This is a genomic window from Cupriavidus pampae, assembly GCF_914271485.1.
Classification (GTDB): domain Bacteria; phylum Pseudomonadota; class Gammaproteobacteria; order Burkholderiales; family Burkholderiaceae; genus Cupriavidus; species Cupriavidus pampae.
Genome location: NZ_CAJZAG010000004.1, coordinates 92,588 through 107,981 on the forward strand (window position 1 = coordinate 92,588; position 15,394 = coordinate 107,981).

Here is a 15,394-nt window from a genome sequence, read left to right on the forward strand (position 1 = left end):
ATTTGGTGATGTTTTGTCAGGATAGCTAAATTCTTCGCGTGCTGCCATCGATAAGCTCACTCCCATGTTGCCAACCCCATGAGAGTCCTGACATGACATCCGATACCAGGCAGACCCATACCCGGTCCAAAGTGATCCTGCTTGCCGGCATCCTGCTGTTTGCGGCGAACCTGCGCGCGCCATTCACCAGCATCGCGCCGCTGCTCGAAACCCTGAAGCAGACCTTCGATCTGAGTGCCACGCAGGCCGGCCTGCTGATTACGCTGCCGCTGCTGTCGTTCTCCGCCGTGTCGCCATTTGCGGCGGGCGTGGCGCGCAAGCTCGGGCTTGAGCGCGCGCTGTTTCTTGCGCTCGGCATTGTCGCGATGGGCATCGCGGTGCGCTCGGGCGGCCATGTGGCCTTGCTCTATATAGGTACAGCGATCATCGGCAGCGGCATTGCGATCGGCAACGTGCTGCTGCCGAGTTTGCTCAAGCGCGATTTTCCCCAACACGTGGCCGCGCTGACGGCGGTGTATGTGCTGACGATGGGCATCGCCGCAGCGAGTGCTTCCGCGCTGGCCGTGCCGCTGGCGCATCTGGCGGGCTTCGACTGGCGCCTCGTCGCCGCGGCCGCGCTGGTGCTGCAGGCAGTTGCCGCGGTCGCCTGGCTGCCGCAACTGTCACGCGGCGCCGCAGCGCCAAGCGCCGCGACCGCCGAGTCGTCATCGCGCGCGCTGTGGCGCTCGCCGCTGGCGTGGCAGGTCACGCTGTTTCTCGGGCTCGATTGCTTCTTGTACTACGTCGGTGTGAGCTGGCTGCCGGCGATCCTGCGCGATGGCGGCTATAGCGCGGAACAAGCCGGGTCGTTTCATGGCGTGTTGTTGCTGGCTACCGCGTTTCCGGGCTTGCTGCTGATTCCGCTGGTGCCGCGTCTGCGCGATCAGCGCGCGCTTGCGGTGGTGTTGTCGTTGAGCATGTCGGTGGGTCTTGCAGGGCTGCTGCTGGCACCGAAGTGGGCCATGCTGTGGATTCTCTGCTTTGGCTTTGGCGCCGGTGGCGGACTGATTCTCGCGCTGGCATTTATCAGCCTGCGGACCTCGGGCGCCGGTCAGGCAGCAGCGCTGTCGGGGATGGCGCAATGCGTGGGATATCTGCTCGCGGCCGCGGGGCCGCCGCTGGTCGGCCTGCTTCACGATCGCTCGGGCCATTGGGCGGTGCCGCTGCTGCTGTGCGTGACGGTGGGGGTGTTGATGGCCGCGGTGGGCTTGTTTGCCGGGCGCAGTGTGCGCGTTGGGGAGGGCGTTGCCCTCACCCCCAGGCCCTCTCCCGGCGGGAGAGGGGAGCGCATACAGATCAACGCGCGGTCAGTTTGACGCCGGGGAAATCGACCGGCACGTCGAGCGCGACGTTGATGTAGTTGGTGAACAGATTCAGCGCCACGTGCGCGACGATCTCGACCACTTCCTCGTCGCTGAAGCCGGCCGCGCGCACAGCCGTAACGTCGTCGGCGGCGAGCTGGCCGCGCTGCTCGACGAGCTTGAGCGCGAACGTCAGCGCTGCGGCGGTCTTCGGATCTTCCGAGCGGCCGGCCTGCGCGGCACTCATGTCGGCGGACGAGGCGCCGGCCTTGCGGCCCAGCGCGGTGTGCGCGGCCAGGCAGTATTCGCAGCGGTTGCGATCGGCGATCGCGACGGCGATCTTCTCGCCCAGCTGCGCGGGAATCACGCCGCCACCGAGCGCGCCGAACGCGCCCCACATCGACTTGAGCGCGGCGGGCGAGTTGGCCACGGCGCGGAACATGTTGGGCGTGGTACCGAAGGCGCCATGAATCTGGGCAAGGGTGTCGACGCTGCCGGCGGGGGCGGATTGCTGGTCGAGCAGGGGAGTGCGTGCGGTCATGATGGGTTCCTATCGTTGCGGTGGTTGTGAACAGCGGCTGCCGTCCGTGGAACCCAGTATGGTTGTCAGCGTTGTACGTTCGGATACAATTCGTCCAGACTTCGTATCAATTCGTCCAGCGAAATGTCTGCCAAACCGTCTGCCGACCCCGCCGCCAATCCTGCTCCCGCCCAAGACCGTCTCTCTGCCGTCCTCGAACGATTTCGTGTGCGCGCGCATCTGTTCTATACGGGTGCGCTCTGTGGGCTGACCACGTTCGACGAGAAGGGACGAGGCTTTCTGCACGTGATGCGCGAAGGCGAGATGGAGATCACGCACACCACGCGCGGCTTGCCGCGCCGCCTGCACGTCAAGGAACCGACGCTGCTGTTCTATCCGCGCTATGCGGTCCATCGATTCCACAACCCACCGGCCGATGGCTCGCAGTTCACGTGCGCGACGCTCGAGTTCGCGGGCGGCGCGATGAATCCGATCGCGCGCGCTTTGCCGCCGCTGATTGCGTTGCCGCTCGCGCGCGTGGAGGGCTTGTCGCCAGCGCTGGCGCTGCTGTTTGCCGAGACCGAGCAGGTGCGTTGTGGTCAGCGGCTACTGGCCGATCGGTTGTTCGAGGTGGTGTTGATTCAGTTGTTGCGCTGGCTGCTCGATCATCCCGAAGAGGCTGGCATCCAGCCTGGGCTGATTACGGGGTTGTCCGATGCGCGGCTGGCGCGCGCGCTGATCGCCATGCACGAGGCGCCCGGCGATGCGTGGAACCTCGAGCGCATGGCCGCGTGCGCGGGTATGTCGCGCAGTGCCTTCGCCGCGACGTTTCGCGAGGTGGTGGGGCAGACGCCCGCGGACTATCTGACCGACTGGCGGGTCAGCCTCGCGCAGGCGCGCCTGCGCGATGGCACCCCGGTCAAGCTGCTGGCCGACGAACTTGGCTATGCCAATCCGTCGGCACTGTCGCGCGCGTTCCAGGCCAAGGTCGGCCAGTCACCGCGCGAATGGCTGCGCGCCGAAGCGGAGCGCTGACGCGCGGGCGTTATGCCGCAACGCGCGTGGTGCCGTCGTAGCCGGAGATCAGGCGGACCGGCTGGCCCGGGTAGAACCCGCCGGCCGAGGCCGGTTGCGTGATCGATTGCAGGCGGCCGTCCGGCGTGCGCACGGTGATCTCGAGACCTTGCGTGCGTTCGACGTGCGATTGGATCGCGTTACCGGCGAGTGCGCCGCCAAGACCACCGGCGACACCGGCAAGCAGCGAGCCGTGGCCATGACCGATGGCGCTGCCGGCAACGGCGCCGAGCAGGCCGCCACCGATGGTGCCGAACAGGCTCGAAGCCTGCGAGCTGTTGTCGATCAGCACCGGGCGGACCGATTCGACGCGTGCCGTCTGCACGTAGTCGGCACGTTGCACCTGCGAAGCCGAGTAGATCGGTTCCTGCGGATTGAGGCTGGCGCAGCCGGTGACGGCAAGCGTCGAAACCATGATGACGCCGATCAGGCCGGCACGGACAGTACGTTGAGCGGTGGTGGTGTTCATCTTGTTTCCCCTGACAAGTGTTTGTTGAAAACAAATGTACCCACCGAGAATGAGCCGAAAATGAGAAATATCGGAGGTATCAGTGCGGTGAGGCAAAAAGTCACCAAGTGACGCTAAAGTTGTCTGCACAAGTAACCGTTATTCGCATGTCAATCACGATTCCTCAGCTCCCCATGGCTACTTCCTCTTCGCTCGGATCGCTTGCTGGCGTCAACCTCGACTCGTTGATGGCGACCATCCAGCGCCAACAGGGCGGCCGCGCGGCCAACCTCGCGCAGCAAGAGAAGTCGTACTCGGCCAAGCTTTCCGGCTATGGCAAGGTCATCAACGCGCTCAGCAGCCTCAAGAGCGCGGCGGCCGGGCTCGGCAAGGCGGGGCTGTTCGACCCGGTGGGCGACGATCCCATCACGGCCAAGCCCGACGCGGCCAAGATCAAGGCGGCGGTGAAGTCGTTCGTGGATTCGTACAACGCCACGCAGAAGGTGGTGTCGGGTCTCAGCGCCTATGACAAGGATGCCAAGACGGGGGCGGCGCTGTTCGGCGACAAAGCGCTCGGCGATGTGCAGACGCAGTTGCGCAAGGCGTTCTCGGATACCTCCGGCGGCTCGCTCGCGGACATGGGCCTGTCGTTCGACAACGACGGCACGCTCACGCTCGACGACGCGAAGCTTGACGCGGCCATCCAATCGAACCCGGGCGGCGTGCGTCAGTTCTTCGTGGGCGACGACGGCAAGTCGGGGCTGAGCGGTCGTATGTCGGCGCTCACTACCACGTTGACGGGCAAGGACAGCCCGCTTACGCAGGCGTTCGGTCAGGCCAGCGACATGCTGACGATGCTTGGCCACAGCCAGGACGACGAGTCCGATCGCGTGACGGCGCTGATGGCCAGCTATCGCGCGCAGTTCCAGCGCTTGAGCCTGCTCTACAACGACATGGGCGTGGCTAGCGCATTCATGTCGGATCAGCTCGCAGTGCTGAAGGGCTAAAAGGTTCGGATTAACTTCGCAGGAAGGGCGACAGCAGCGTCGCCACCCAATCCATAAATGCGCGCACGCGCAGTGGCAGGTTGCGCCGCTGTGCGTACAGCAGCGTCACCGGCATCGCGGCCGGTTGCAGGTCGGGCAGGATCTCCACCAGCACGCCCGCGTCGATGAGTGGGCGCATCGTGTGCGAAGGCGCCTGCACGATGCCCAGCCCCGCGAGCGCCGCGGCCTCGTACGAGTGACCGTTGTTCACGGTGACCGCGCCCTGCATTGGCACCGCCACGGTGCTCCCATCCTCCACATACTCGAATCCCGACGAGCGCTGACCGAACGTACCGACGAAATGTATGAGGCGGTGGCTGGCAAGGTCCGCCACGGTGCGCGGCGTGCCATAGGCGCGCAGATAGTCGGGGCTCGCGCAGTTCAGCAACGGCAGTGTGCCCAGCGGACGGGCCACGAGGCTGCTGTCCTCGAGCGGACCGATACGAATCACGCAGTCGAACCCTTCGCGTACGAGGTCCACGCGCCGGTCGGTACCGCTGATCTCGATCGACAGGTCCGGATGCGCGGCGAGGAATTCCGGCAGGCGCGGTAACACCATCTGTTGCGCCACGCCCGCTGGCATATCGACGCGCAAACGACCCTTCAACGCATGTTTGCCATGGCGGAACATGCCGTGCAACTCATCCATATCGTCGAGCAGATCGCGCGCGCGTTCGTAAAACACCTGGCCATCGGGTGTGAGCTGAACCTTGCGCGTGGTGCGATGGAATAGCTGCGTGTCGAGCGACGCTTCCAGCCGCTGCACCGCCATCGAGACTGCGGCCTTCGACAGTTCGAGGCTGGCCGAAGCGCGCGCAAAACCGCCGAGATCGGCGACGCGCAGGAAGATGCGAAGCGTGTCGAGACTGTCCATAGTGCTTGTTATTGTTCACGGAGCGTGAACGGTTATATCGCTCGCGCGTAGTTTATTCCGATTCGATGGCGCAATACAGTGGGATCAACGCATCGATTTGCCGATGCCCGACAAAAGGATCCCATCATGAACCAAGCCAGACAAACCAATCCCTCCGCCCCCATCGCCCCCATCGCCCTTATAACCGGTGGCAGCCGCGGCCTCGGTCGCAACGCCATCGAACATCTGGCGCGCGCGGGTACCGACATCATCCTGACCTATCACAGCAACCGCGCGGAAGCCGAGGCTGCCGTAGCGGCGGTACAGGCCGAAGGTCGCCGCGCGGCGGCGCTGCAGCTCGACGTCGGCGATAGCACGACGTTCGCGGCGTTTGCCGCCAACGTGAAGTCAGTACTCGCCGACTGGCAGCGCACGCAGTTCGACTACCTCGTCAATAACGCGGGTATCGGCATGCATTCGCTGATCGAAGAAACGACCGAGGAACAGTTCGACGAACTGATGCGCATCCACCTGAAGGCGCCGTACTTCCTGACGCAGAAGCTGCTACCGCTGATTGCCGACGGCGGCCGCATCCTCAACGTCTCGAGCGGCCTCGCACGTTTCGCGTTGCCCGGCTACTCCGCGTACGGCGCGATGAAGGGCGGAGTGGAAGTGCTCACTCGCTATATGGCGAAGGAACTCGGTGCGCGCCATATCAGCGTCAATACCCTCGCCCCCGGTGCGATTGCCACCGACTTCAGTGGCGGTGTCCTGCGCGACAACCCGCAGGTCAATGCGATGGTCGCATCGTTCACGGCGCTTGGGCGCGCCGGTGTGCCCGACGATATCGGCGGCGTGGTGGCGGCGCTGCTCGCGCCTGGTACCAAGTGGATCAACGCCCAGCGCATCGAGGCGTCAGGCGGCATGCTGATCTGAGGCGAAGCGAGCGCTAACAATCGCTACAAGTCAAACGCCACACATCAAGCCTTGCGCGCGCGGCCTCCGGTCGCGCGTTTTGGTTTGTCGGTGGCCGGAAAATGCCGGCCCACGCGTTCCTGCAACCACGCATGCAACAACCGGATCGCCGGCGAGAACTGCTTGCGATGGGGACATACGAGGTTCAGTGGGATGGCATCACCGAGTACGTCCTCTTCCAGCAGTGGTAGTAACCGGCCCGCGTGAAGATCTTCCGCGACATCGAGCCGCGACTTGTACGCGATGCCTTCACCGGCCACGGCCCAGCGCCGCACGATATCGGCATCGTCGCTGACCAGCGGTCCCGAGACCGCCACGATGCGGCGCTTGCCGTCTTCCTGGAACGTCCACTTGTCGTACACGCGCCCGTGCAACATAAAGCGCAGGCACGTGTGCGATGTCAGCGCGTCGAGCGAAGCCGGCGCGCCATGCGCGGCAAGGTAGGCCGGCGATGCCACCACCACGCGGCGGTTACCCGGATCGACCGGCATGGCGACGTAGCTCGAGTCTTCCATGTTGCCGTAGCGCAGCGCCACATCAATCGGGTCGCGAAACACATCGGCCACCTGGTCCGAGAACGACAGTCGTAGCGTCAGTTGCGGATGCGCGCGGCGGAAGTCGGTGAGCATGGGCAGCAGCACGTTGCGGCCCAGATCCGAGGGCGCGGCGATCTGCAACACGCCCTTGATCGCCGCGGTCTCCGCGTGCACGCGTTCATGTCCTTCGCGCAGCGACTCCAGCGCGCCCTGCGCATAGGGCAGATATTGCTCGCCGTCGGCGGTCAGCCGCAGGCTGCGCGTGGAGCGCGCAAACAGCCGAATGCCAAGGTCGCGCTCCAGCCGCTGAATCGCGGCGCTGACCTGACCGGGCAACAGGTTGATCTCGCGCGCGGCGGCCGAAAAGCTGCCGAGCGCGGCGGAACGGACGAACAGGGCAAGGTCATCGATGCGGATCATGGGTAGGGCTCATTTTCACTTGGATAGAGAAAGTGCTGCCCGATTTTGCCTCTTTCCGATTCAGTTGGCGATGGCCAAGATGGATCCATCGCAATCAGCTTTTTCGCCGAGGTCATCATGCAAGCCCAGTCGTCGTTCCCACGGTTCTCTCATCTCGCAGCCGCACTCGCACTCGCCGCGCCATTGGCGCTGGCTGCCAATCCCGCGGTAACCATGCTGCCGGCGGAGCGCAATGTGGGCAAGCTCGAGCAGGTTTTTGCATTCCGCGGTGCGATGCCGACCGGCGTGACCGTCACCGAGACCGGCCGCATCTTTGTCAACTTCCCGCGCTGGGGCGACGATGTGCCGTTCACGGTCGGCGAGATCCGCGGCAATCAAGTGGTCCCTTACCCTGATGCGGCGATCAATCGCGCCGACAACCCGCAAGGCTTTCTGAGCGTGCAGAGTGTCGTGGCCGATGGCCAGGGTAAGGTCTGGATCCTCGATACCGCCGCGCCCGGGTTCTCCGCACCGATTCCCGGTCGCGCACGGTTGGTCGCGGTCGATCTGACCACCAACAGGATCGTGAAGTCGATCGTGTTCCCGTCCGAGGTGATCCTGCCGAGCACCTATGTGAACGACATGCGCTTCGACTTCCGCACCGGTCAAGCCGGCACGATCTACGTCACCGATTCATCGGTGTCCGGTCCGGGCGCGATCATCGTGGTCGATATTGCCAGCGGCCGTGCCATGCGCCGGTTGAGCGGCGATGTGTCGACGTCGGTGGACAAGTCGTTTGTGCCAGTCGTGGAAGGCAAGACCATGATGAACCGCGCGGCCGATGGCAAAACCAGCCCGTTCGGCGTGGCATCGGACGGCATTGCGCTGTCCGCCGACGGCAATACGCTGTACTTCTCACCATTGTCGAGCCGCCACCTGTACGCGGTGCCGACGCCATTGCTGCGCGATCCGGCGGCGACCGATGCGCGGATCGCGTCCGCGGTAAAGGACCTTGGCGAGAAGGGGGCGTCGGATGGCCTGGAGGCCGATGCCGATGGCGCGGTGTACGCCACCGACTATGAGCACAATGGCGTTCGCAAGCGCCTGCCCGATGGCCGTTGGGAAACCATCGTGCACGATCCGCGCGCGCTGTGGCCGGACACGATGTCGATCGGTCCCGACGGCTATCTGTACTTCACCGCGAACCAGTTGCATCGGATGCCGGGCTTCAACGGCGGCAAGGACCTGCGGAGCAAGCCGTATTCGCTGTTCCGCGTGAAGATCGACGCCAAGCCCGCGCCGACGCGCTGAGGTAACGAGAGGGTCAGCCGGCGCTGCGGTCCAGCACCACGAAGTACTTGCGCACGGCCTCGACCACTTCGAAGGTGCCTTCGAAGCCGGACGGAATCACGCAGGCGTCGCCGGGGCCGAACTCGCGCGCGTTGCCTGCCTGATCGGTGATACGCACGCGACCGCTGATCACGTGGAAGAACTCTTCCTTGCTTGGCGGGAACACGATGCGCCATGCGCCGGGTTCACAGGCCCAGATGCCGCAGTCGAAGTCGCCGCGCTCGGCGCTGTAGTGCGTCCAGGTGGTGCGATCGGGGTTGCCGATGACCAGACGGTCGGGGCTCGGGCGGTCATGCGTGGGCGCCGGGTCCGCGCGAAAGTCGATCAGGGCAGGAGCTGTGGTCATGGTCATGCAGGTTGGGAAGCTGATATCGCGAAAGCGCGTCAGTTTACCGGCGGCAGTACCTCGAACGCCAGCAATTGCGTGATCTGCGGCGGGTGGAAATTGTCGTCGGATACCAGCACCAGCGTGTCGTGACCGTTGGGCAACTTAGGTCCCCACGCAATGCCTTCGAGGTTGTCCAGGCGCTGTAGCGACAGCGTCTTGAGGTTGAGCACCAGGCGCTTGGTGGCCGGCTTGAACGCCCCTTCGCGCAGCGCGGGGATCTCGCGCACGTCGGTGGCGTCCCGGACATCCATCTCGTAGATGCGGATGTCGTTGGACCAACGACCGTTCTCGTCCTGCGCGGCGCCGCGTTCGAGCATCAGAAAGCGGTGGTCATCCACCGCCAGCATGTCGGACACGCCGTTCTCGCCGTGCTTGCCCTTGGCCGGCACCGGCACTACCGCATCAATTGGATAGGCAATCTGCCGCAGCACAGCGCCGTCGCGGCCGAATTCGGTGACGCGCCCAAAGGCGCCTCGCTCCGGCGTGGGCAGCGGGCCGTCCTCGTGCGTCGGGCCCTCCATCGCGGCCCACAACGTGCGGCCGTCGGCCGAGAACGTCAGGCCTTCGAACGTTGCGTTGAAGCGCGAGCCGCTGCCGATGGGATTGCAGAGCCGCAGCATTGACGGCGGTTCGATGCGACTGATGAACGCACCGGTCGCGGAGCCATGCGTGATCGACGGGTCGCGATGTGTGGTCAGGCAATCGCCCTCGCTCGTGTACCAGAGCGTCTGATCGGTCGGATCGATGCGGATGGATTCGAAGTCCGCGATCTCGCCGCGCGCGAACACCTGACGCAGGCGCGACGGATAGGGTTTGCCGTCCTGCTGGGTGAAGACAGACACGCCGGTCAGCGAAATGCCGCGAAACGCGTCGGCATCGAGATCGAGCTTTGCCGTGTAGAAGCGCGCCGGCGACTTTTCCGAGCGATCGTCACTGACCAGAATCCAGGTGTTGGAGGTGGGGTCGTAGTCGAGGCCGGACAGGCCGCCGACCTCGGTGTCGCGAAACATCTCGCCGGAGGCGATGCGCTGTTCGCCGATAAAGCGCAATGTGCCGACCGCGCGTTCGGCCGCGTGAGCAAGCGGGGCGGTCAGCAGGGTCAGCGCGCAGAACGCGGCCAGCATCGTCTTCAACGTCGTCGGGACAGTCCGTGGGGAAGAAATTGCAGGCATGTGCGGTGTGGTTGTCGTGCGGGAGAACGCGCGATTGTGCCAGCGGACGATGACACCACCTTGCCGCTGCACCCGGTTCTTGTTGTCATGCCGCTCGGGAATACCACCCGATTTCGGGGCGAGCTCTTTGCCCGAATGTTGTTTTTTGGCACGCCTGATTACGGGTATGATCGCCAGCATGTCGCGCGCTTCTCACCTCTCTCCGAAGTTGCATCTCACTGCCAGCCATGGTTTTGCGCTGCATGAGAGCCGGCAGCCGGGTTTTCAGCGCGCGTGGCATATGCATGACTGTGGCATGTTGCTATGGCCGCGCTCGGGGCGGCTGAGAACGGTGTGGGATGCGTCTTCCGGATCGTCGGAGGAAACGGCTACAGCTACAGGTGCGACGCATGATGCGACGCTCGTGCGTGGCACGGCGGTGTTGTTGCCGGCTTCCACCACGCATGTGACGACGTCGGATCCCGGACGCCAGCATCACGGCGAGCTCTATCTACCGCCGGACCGGCTGCACCAATGTCGGCAGTTCGGTGGGCTGCATCTCGATGCCGCCACGGTGGCGATGCTTGAAGCCCTGCTGGCACCGACGATTACGCCAACAAGCGCGGCGTGGCTGGTGCGCGCGGTGGTCGAGCAAATCGTGGCGGGGCGGTTGCCGTCTTTGCCAGCGGAGGTGCCGGCCGAGCCGGCTTCCATCGTGCTGCGCATGGTGCGGCGCTTCACGGTGGCACTGGAGTGCGATCGGCCGCTGCCGTCGATTGACGCCGTGGCTGCCGACCTCGGCATTTCTCTGCGCCGGTTGCAGCGCGCCTGCCAGATCGAACTAGGCGCCAGCCCGGTGGAGATCCGGCGCCGTGTGCTGGCTTCTCATGCACGCGCGCTGCTGGCCTCCGGTCAGACCGCGGCGCAGGTGAGTGTGCAGCTTGGCTTCGCCAGCAGCGGCCATCTGCACCGTCTGCTGCGCGAAGTCACCTGATCTCCGAACTACGTCAGACCGTTGTGACGATGGCGTCCACTTCGATTTCGGTGAAGGCCGCGTCGGGCAGGCTCGACACGCCGAGCGCGGTGCGCGCCGGCAGATCGTGCTCGGGAAACGCGATGCGCAATACGGCCGAGGCGGCATCTAGCACCGCCGGGTGGCGCGTGAACTCGGGCGCCGCGCGGATAAAGCCGCGCACGCGCACCACCTGGTGCACGCGCGACAGCTCGCCGCCGCAGGCCAGGCGCAGTGCCGCGAGCGCGTTCAGCATCGAGACCTCCGCCGCGCGCTGCGCGGGTTCGATATCGGCTTCCGTCACGCATTGGCCGACCATCGCGACGCCCTTTTGGCGGCACACCTGACCCGCGATCGACACCCACTGTCCACTACCAAATGGGATCGCGCTGAACGGCGCGTAGTTGCCACGCGGCGTGGAGACCTCGGGCAGGACGAAGCCGGCTTCAGCAAGCCGTGCTTCGGGCGATTGAATCGTCATTGATGACTCCAGGCGACATTGCCGCTGAGCCAGCATCCGGCCGGCTCGCCCTGTTCGGAATGGCGCGGCGCGACTAGGATTTCCGAGGGACTGCCCATGGTATCGCCTTGCCATACCGCAATGGAAGCGGCATCGCCGTTTCCGCGGGCGAGATAACCCCACAGCGCGGCGGCGGCGATACCCGTGGCGGCATCTTCGGGGTAGCCCGAGGATTTCGGGAACTGACGCGCATGCACGATCTGCAGGTCGTCGGATGTCTCGCCACCGAAGGCGTACGGATAGAGGCCGGTGGACGAGATCGATGCGCACAGGCTTTCCATCGTGCCGAAGTCCGGCGTCAGGCCGTCGAGTGTCGCGACCGACGGCAACTCGACCAACGTCTTGACGCGGCTGGTGCTGGCGTTGACCGTGGGATAGGCGTTGGGCGGCAGGCCCAGTTGGGCCGTCACGCGGGCGCTGGCGGACGCCGACAGGATCTCGGTCTGCACTTCCGGCTGCGAGATCCACACGCGTTGCGCGGCGTCGTCCCAGCGGGCGAGCACCACGCCGCTCAGGGTTTCGATGCGCGCGGTGGGTTCGGTCCATTGGCCCCATTGCCGCAGCGCCCAGAGAGTGCCGACCGTCGCGTGGCCGCACATTTCCATCTCGTGCTGCGGCACGAAGAAGCGCAGGCGCCAATTGCTGTCGCTCTTGCCGCCGGTTTCGCTCGGCAGCACGAATGCGGACTCGTGTCCGTACTGAGCCGCGACCGCCTGCATGGCGGCGTCGCTCATGCCGCGGGCGTCGGCGACCAGTGGGACCGGATTGCCGCTGCGCGGATTGGCGGCGTCGCGCACGAAGACGCGAATCAGTGTGACGTCATTCACCGGTGGCTCCAACGGCTTTGGCGATCGCGCCCCAGTAGGGCGTGTCCTTTTGCACCGCGGCTTGCAGCGCGGCCGGGGTGCCCGGGCGCGCGGTCACGCCTTTGCTGGCGAGGTCTTCGGCCACGGCCTTTTCCGACAGCACCTTGTTCAATGCCGCGTTGAAGCGCTCGACGATTGCTGCCGGCGTGCCCTTCGGGAAGGCGATGCCGTACCACAGCTGCTGCTCGAAGCCGGGCACGCCCTGGCTGGCGAACGTCGGCACATCGGCCAGCAGCGGCGTGGGGGCGGTGGTGGCAATCGCGGTGAGCTTGCCGGACTTGATATACGGTGCGAGGCCCACGGGGTTGTCGAACATCAGTTGCACCTGGCCGCCGATCAGATCGGTGTACGCCGGCGCGGCGCCGCGATAGGGCACGTGTGTGATGGGCGTGCCGGCCAGCTTCTGGAACTGCTCGCCGATCAGATGCGACACGGTGCCGACGCCGACCGAACCGAAGCTGTGTTGGGTCTTGTCGGCTTTGAGCTTGGCGATCAGCGCCTTGGTGTCGTGTACGCGGAGGTCGTTGTTGACGGCGAGCACGTAGGGCGAGGTACCGATAAAGCCGGCGTAGGCGAAGTCCTTGGCGGGGCTGTATGCCAGACGCGGGTAGATGGCAACGCTGACCGCATGGGTGCTTGTGGTGATGACACCCGCCGTATAGCCATCAGCGGCCGCACGTGCGACAAAGCCCGAGCCAATGGTGCCACCAGCACCGCTGCGGTTGTCGATCACCACTGGCTGCCCGAGTTCACGCTGCAGCAGCGGTTGAATGGAACGCACCACGAGATCGGTACCGCCGCCGGCCGGAAACGGCACGACCATCGTAATCGGCTTGGCGGGCCAGGTTTCCGCATGCGCACCAACGGCGTACACACCGACCACGGCCACGATCAACGCGCAGCGGCTAAAGAGGTTCTTGGGTAGGAAAGACACGGCAGGCTCCCTGAAGTGGATACGCCGAGTCTAGAAAGCCCCCACCGCCGCCGCGAACCGAAATGCGACGCGTCCGATCCGAATTGCGACGGGGCGGGAGGATGGCGATCATTCGCCCTGCGCGGGCGCGTCCTTCGGTGGCCGCTCAGGGAAGCTAGGGTACGCACAGCGCAGTAGAAACATGTGGTGCTCTTCAGGCGTGCGTCCCTCGCTCGCCGCCTCCGCACAGAGCTTGTCGTATAGCTCATCCTCGACGGTGATACTCAACGTGATTTTTTCCATGAATGCTTCTCCTGTTTGATTGAAGGCGGGGACATGCTTTCGGCCGCCCAGGCGAGCGACCACTTAGTCGCCCGTATGTAATGCCGCGGCATAAGGCATCCGTGTCATCGAACGGATTGATGACCTTCAACTCTGCGTGCTGGAAGTCGCGCACGTTGCGCGTGAGCACGGTCAACTGGCGTTCGACGGCCGTGGCGGCGATTAGCTTGTCGATAGGGCTGTGTGGACTTGGCACGGAGAGTCGTGCCCATATCTCGCTCGTGGCATCGCCAACGCCCACGGTGTCGTCGCAGTACTGTTCCTTCAATGTCTGAAGGCGTTGGGCCATTAGTGCGCTTTGCGCAAAATCTTGGTTGTATTGCAGCTTCAGCACGCCGCGCCGCATTTCGCCGAAAGTTAGGACCGATACGAATACCTGCGCGCCTTCTCTCTGCTTCGCGGAGAGAAATGCATCGACGTGCGGATCTGGATGGCGCTTCATAAATTCGCTAAGCACGTTGGTGTCCACGAGATACATAGCTATCTCCGAATGTTGGCGATGATCTCGTCCCACTCGCGCTCCTGCTCCGGCTCGATCAGTGGATCGGCCCTCAGCGCATCGATCAATGATCGATGCCGCGTCCCGTTCAACATGCTGGACACGAGTTCATAGTGCCGCTGCTCGGTGGTCAGTTCGCGATCTTCCGCGTCATTGCGGATTCGTCGGAAAAGTTTGATATCGACATCTTCAAGGACTAGTGTCTTCATCGTGATCTCCTTTCAAGTTGTGAGGGAGTTGCCTTCAAAACGGGGCGAAAAACGTGTCCGATTGTTGCGGCGAGTTGATCTGGCGCAAGGGATGTGTTTGCTCGTGCTGTCGCTACCGTCGACGACGGTGGTTCGCTGTCGCGGCAATGGTCGGCATGTCTTGTGACGGCGTAAGGCAGCGACGTCGTCAAACGGATTGACTACTTTCACTTTCGAGCGATCGAAGTCGCGCACGTTGCGCGTCAACACGATGAAGTTCCGCTCGATCGCGGTGGCTGCAAGCAGCTTGTCGATAGCGTTGTGCGACGACGGTACACACAATCCAGCCCACGTTCTACAGGTGCGATAGTCAACCCCCACAGTTCGCTCTCGGTACCGATTACGCAAGATCCGTAGGTTTCGGGCCAGCCAGATTGCCCGAGCCCGATCGTTGCGATGGCAAGCTGCCTTGACACCACTTTGTATCTCGCCGAAGGTCAGTACCGACACGTACACCGATTCCCTGTTCCTTTCTAGTTCAGCGAAGAACGCAGAAACCTTGGGATTAGGACGCGATTTCATCATCTCGCTGAGGACGTTAGTGTCTGCGAGGTACATGCCTTCCCCTTCCCTCGGCCACCAGCTCGTTCAGCCAGTCGACGTACTCGTCCTCCAGAAGGTCTTGCACGGAGGAACCCTTATTCTTATCTACATCTCCGGAAGCTTCGATCGGTTGGCCATCCTCCGCATCGTTGCGGATGCTTCGGAATAGTTTGATATCCACGTCTTCAAGGGCCAGCGTCTTCATCGTGATCTCCTTTCAAGTTGTGAGGGAGTCGTGATGTTGCCTTCAAAACGGGGCGAAAAACGTGTCCGATTGTTGCGGCGAGTTGATCTGGCGCAAGGGATGTGTTTGTGGCGCGCAGGCGTTTGCCGTTGCCGCCTTTGACCCTCTCCCGGGAGGGAGAGGGCGT

General features: G+C 64.1%; 19 protein-coding genes. 6 read left to right on the plus strand and 13 right to left on the minus strand.

Features of this window, described 5'->3' with window-relative positions:
* Positions 1 to 92: 92 nt before the first annotated feature.
* Complete coding sequence (locus tag LDO41_RS11285; protein WP_223987487.1) at positions 93 to 1,355, plus strand: MFS transporter; 1,263 nt, start codon at positions 93 to 95, stop codon at positions 1,353 to 1,355.
* On the opposite strand, the gene LDO41_RS11290 is transcribed toward LDO41_RS11285, so the two are convergent.
* A complete protein-coding gene (locus LDO41_RS11290; protein WP_223987531.1) occupies positions 1,336 to 1,881 on the minus strand; it encodes a carboxymuconolactone decarboxylase family protein in 546 nt (181 codons plus the stop codon). The two genes, LDO41_RS11285 and LDO41_RS11290, sit on opposite strands and share 20 nt — an antisense overlap.
* Positions 1,882 to 2,004: 123 nt before the next feature.
* On the opposite strand from LDO41_RS11290, the gene LDO41_RS11295 reads away from it, so the two are divergent.
* A complete protein-coding gene (locus LDO41_RS11295; RefSeq protein ID WP_223987535.1) occupies positions 2,005 to 2,895 on the plus strand; it encodes an AraC family transcriptional regulator in 891 nt (296 codons plus the stop codon).
* 10 nt (positions 2,896 to 2,905) lie between these two features.
* On the opposite strand, the gene LDO41_RS11300 is transcribed toward LDO41_RS11295, so the two are convergent.
* Complete coding sequence (locus LDO41_RS11300; protein ID WP_223987552.1) at positions 2,906 to 3,403, minus strand: outer membrane lipoprotein; 498 nt, start codon at positions 3,401 to 3,403, stop codon at positions 2,906 to 2,908.
* Between the two features lie 173 nt (positions 3,404 to 3,576).
* Between LDO41_RS11300 and fliD the strand changes: the two genes are divergently transcribed.
* On the plus strand, positions 3,577 to 4,389 hold the full coding sequence (gene fliD, locus LDO41_RS11305; protein WP_223987570.1) for a flagellar filament capping protein FliD: 813 nt from the start codon (positions 3,577 to 3,579) through the stop codon (positions 4,387 to 4,389).
* 10 nt (positions 4,390 to 4,399) lie between these two features.
* On the opposite strand, the gene LDO41_RS11310 is transcribed toward fliD, so the two are convergent.
* The gene (locus LDO41_RS11310; protein WP_223987572.1) at positions 4,400 to 5,302 is read right to left on the minus strand and encodes a LysR family transcriptional regulator; all 903 of its coding nucleotides are present in this window, start codon (positions 5,300 to 5,302) and stop codon (positions 4,400 to 4,402) included.
* 126 nt (positions 5,303 to 5,428) lie between these two features.
* On the opposite strand from LDO41_RS11310, the gene LDO41_RS11315 reads away from it, so the two are divergent.
* On the plus strand, positions 5,429 to 6,217 hold the full coding sequence (locus tag LDO41_RS11315; RefSeq protein WP_223987575.1) for an SDR family NAD(P)-dependent oxidoreductase: 789 nt from the start codon (positions 5,429 to 5,431) through the stop codon (positions 6,215 to 6,217).
* 44 nt (positions 6,218 to 6,261) lie between these two features.
* On the opposite strand, the gene LDO41_RS11320 is transcribed toward LDO41_RS11315, so the two are convergent.
* Positions 6,262 to 7,212, minus strand: a complete 951-nt coding sequence (locus tag LDO41_RS11320; RefSeq protein ID WP_223987578.1) for a LysR family transcriptional regulator — start codon at positions 7,210 to 7,212, stop codon at positions 6,262 to 6,264.
* A 117-nt stretch (positions 7,213 to 7,329) separates the two neighbouring features.
* Here LDO41_RS11320 and LDO41_RS11325 point away from each other — a divergent pair, with 117 nt between their 5' ends.
* Positions 7,330 to 8,502: an SMP-30/gluconolactonase/LRE family protein gene (locus LDO41_RS11325; protein ID WP_223987595.1), complete on the plus strand. Its 1,173-nt coding sequence runs from the start codon at positions 7,330 to 7,332 to the stop codon at positions 8,500 to 8,502.
* Between the two features lie 13 nt (positions 8,503 to 8,515).
* Here LDO41_RS11325 and LDO41_RS11330 read toward each other — a convergent pair whose 3' ends face one another.
* On the minus strand, positions 8,516 to 8,887 hold the full coding sequence (locus LDO41_RS11330; protein WP_223987597.1) for a cupin domain-containing protein: 372 nt from the start codon (positions 8,885 to 8,887) through the stop codon (positions 8,516 to 8,518).
* A gap of 38 nt (positions 8,888 to 8,925) precedes the next feature.
* The gene (locus LDO41_RS11335; protein ID WP_223987600.1) at positions 8,926 to 10,101 is read right to left on the minus strand and encodes an esterase-like activity of phytase family protein; all 1,176 of its coding nucleotides are present in this window, start codon (positions 10,099 to 10,101) and stop codon (positions 8,926 to 8,928) included.
* Between the two features lie 178 nt (positions 10,102 to 10,279).
* Between LDO41_RS11335 and LDO41_RS11340 the strand changes: the two genes are divergently transcribed.
* Positions 10,280 to 11,074: a helix-turn-helix transcriptional regulator gene (locus LDO41_RS11340; RefSeq protein WP_223987603.1), complete on the plus strand. Its 795-nt coding sequence runs from the start codon at positions 10,280 to 10,282 to the stop codon at positions 11,072 to 11,074.
* A 13-nt stretch (positions 11,075 to 11,087) separates the two neighbouring features.
* Here the strand turns inward: LDO41_RS11340 and LDO41_RS11345 are convergent, their stop codons facing one another.
* From LDO41_RS11345 to LDO41_RS11375, 7 genes are all read right to left on the minus strand, one after another.
* Positions 11,088 to 11,573: a RidA family protein gene (locus LDO41_RS11345; protein ID WP_223987606.1), complete on the minus strand. Its 486-nt coding sequence runs from the start codon at positions 11,571 to 11,573 to the stop codon at positions 11,088 to 11,090.
* A complete protein-coding gene (locus LDO41_RS11350) occupies positions 11,570 to 12,439 on the minus strand; it encodes a PhzF family phenazine biosynthesis protein (RefSeq protein WP_223987609.1) in 870 nt (289 codons plus the stop codon). Before LDO41_RS11350 ends, LDO41_RS11345 begins: the two co-directional genes overlap by 4 nt.
* Entirely contained in the window at positions 12,432 to 13,373 is a 942-nt protein-coding gene (locus LDO41_RS11355) for a Bug family tripartite tricarboxylate transporter substrate binding protein (RefSeq protein ID WP_223988695.1), read from the minus strand. The genes LDO41_RS11350 and LDO41_RS11355 overlap by 8 nt, the downstream gene beginning before the upstream one ends.
* Positions 13,374 to 13,656: 283 nt before the next feature.
* Positions 13,657 to 14,211 (minus strand): type II toxin-antitoxin system VapC family toxin, encoded by a 555-nt coding sequence (locus LDO41_RS11360; protein WP_223987612.1) that lies wholly within the window; start codon positions 14,209 to 14,211, stop codon positions 13,657 to 13,659.
* 2 nt (positions 14,212 to 14,213) lie between these two features.
* Positions 14,214 to 14,441, minus strand: coding sequence for a hypothetical protein (locus LDO41_RS11365; protein ID WP_223987615.1), 228 nt, complete (start codon positions 14,439 to 14,441; stop codon positions 14,214 to 14,216).
* Between the two features lie 12 nt (positions 14,442 to 14,453).
* The gene (locus tag LDO41_RS11370; RefSeq protein ID WP_223987632.1) at positions 14,454 to 15,038 is read right to left on the minus strand and encodes a type II toxin-antitoxin system VapC family toxin; all 585 of its coding nucleotides are present in this window, start codon (positions 15,036 to 15,038) and stop codon (positions 14,454 to 14,456) included.
* Positions 15,019 to 15,228, minus strand: a complete 210-nt coding sequence (locus LDO41_RS11375; RefSeq protein ID WP_223987635.1) for a hypothetical protein — start codon at positions 15,226 to 15,228, stop codon at positions 15,019 to 15,021. Before LDO41_RS11375 ends, LDO41_RS11370 begins: the two co-directional genes overlap by 20 nt.
* Between the last annotated feature and the right edge of the window lie 166 nt (positions 15,229 to 15,394).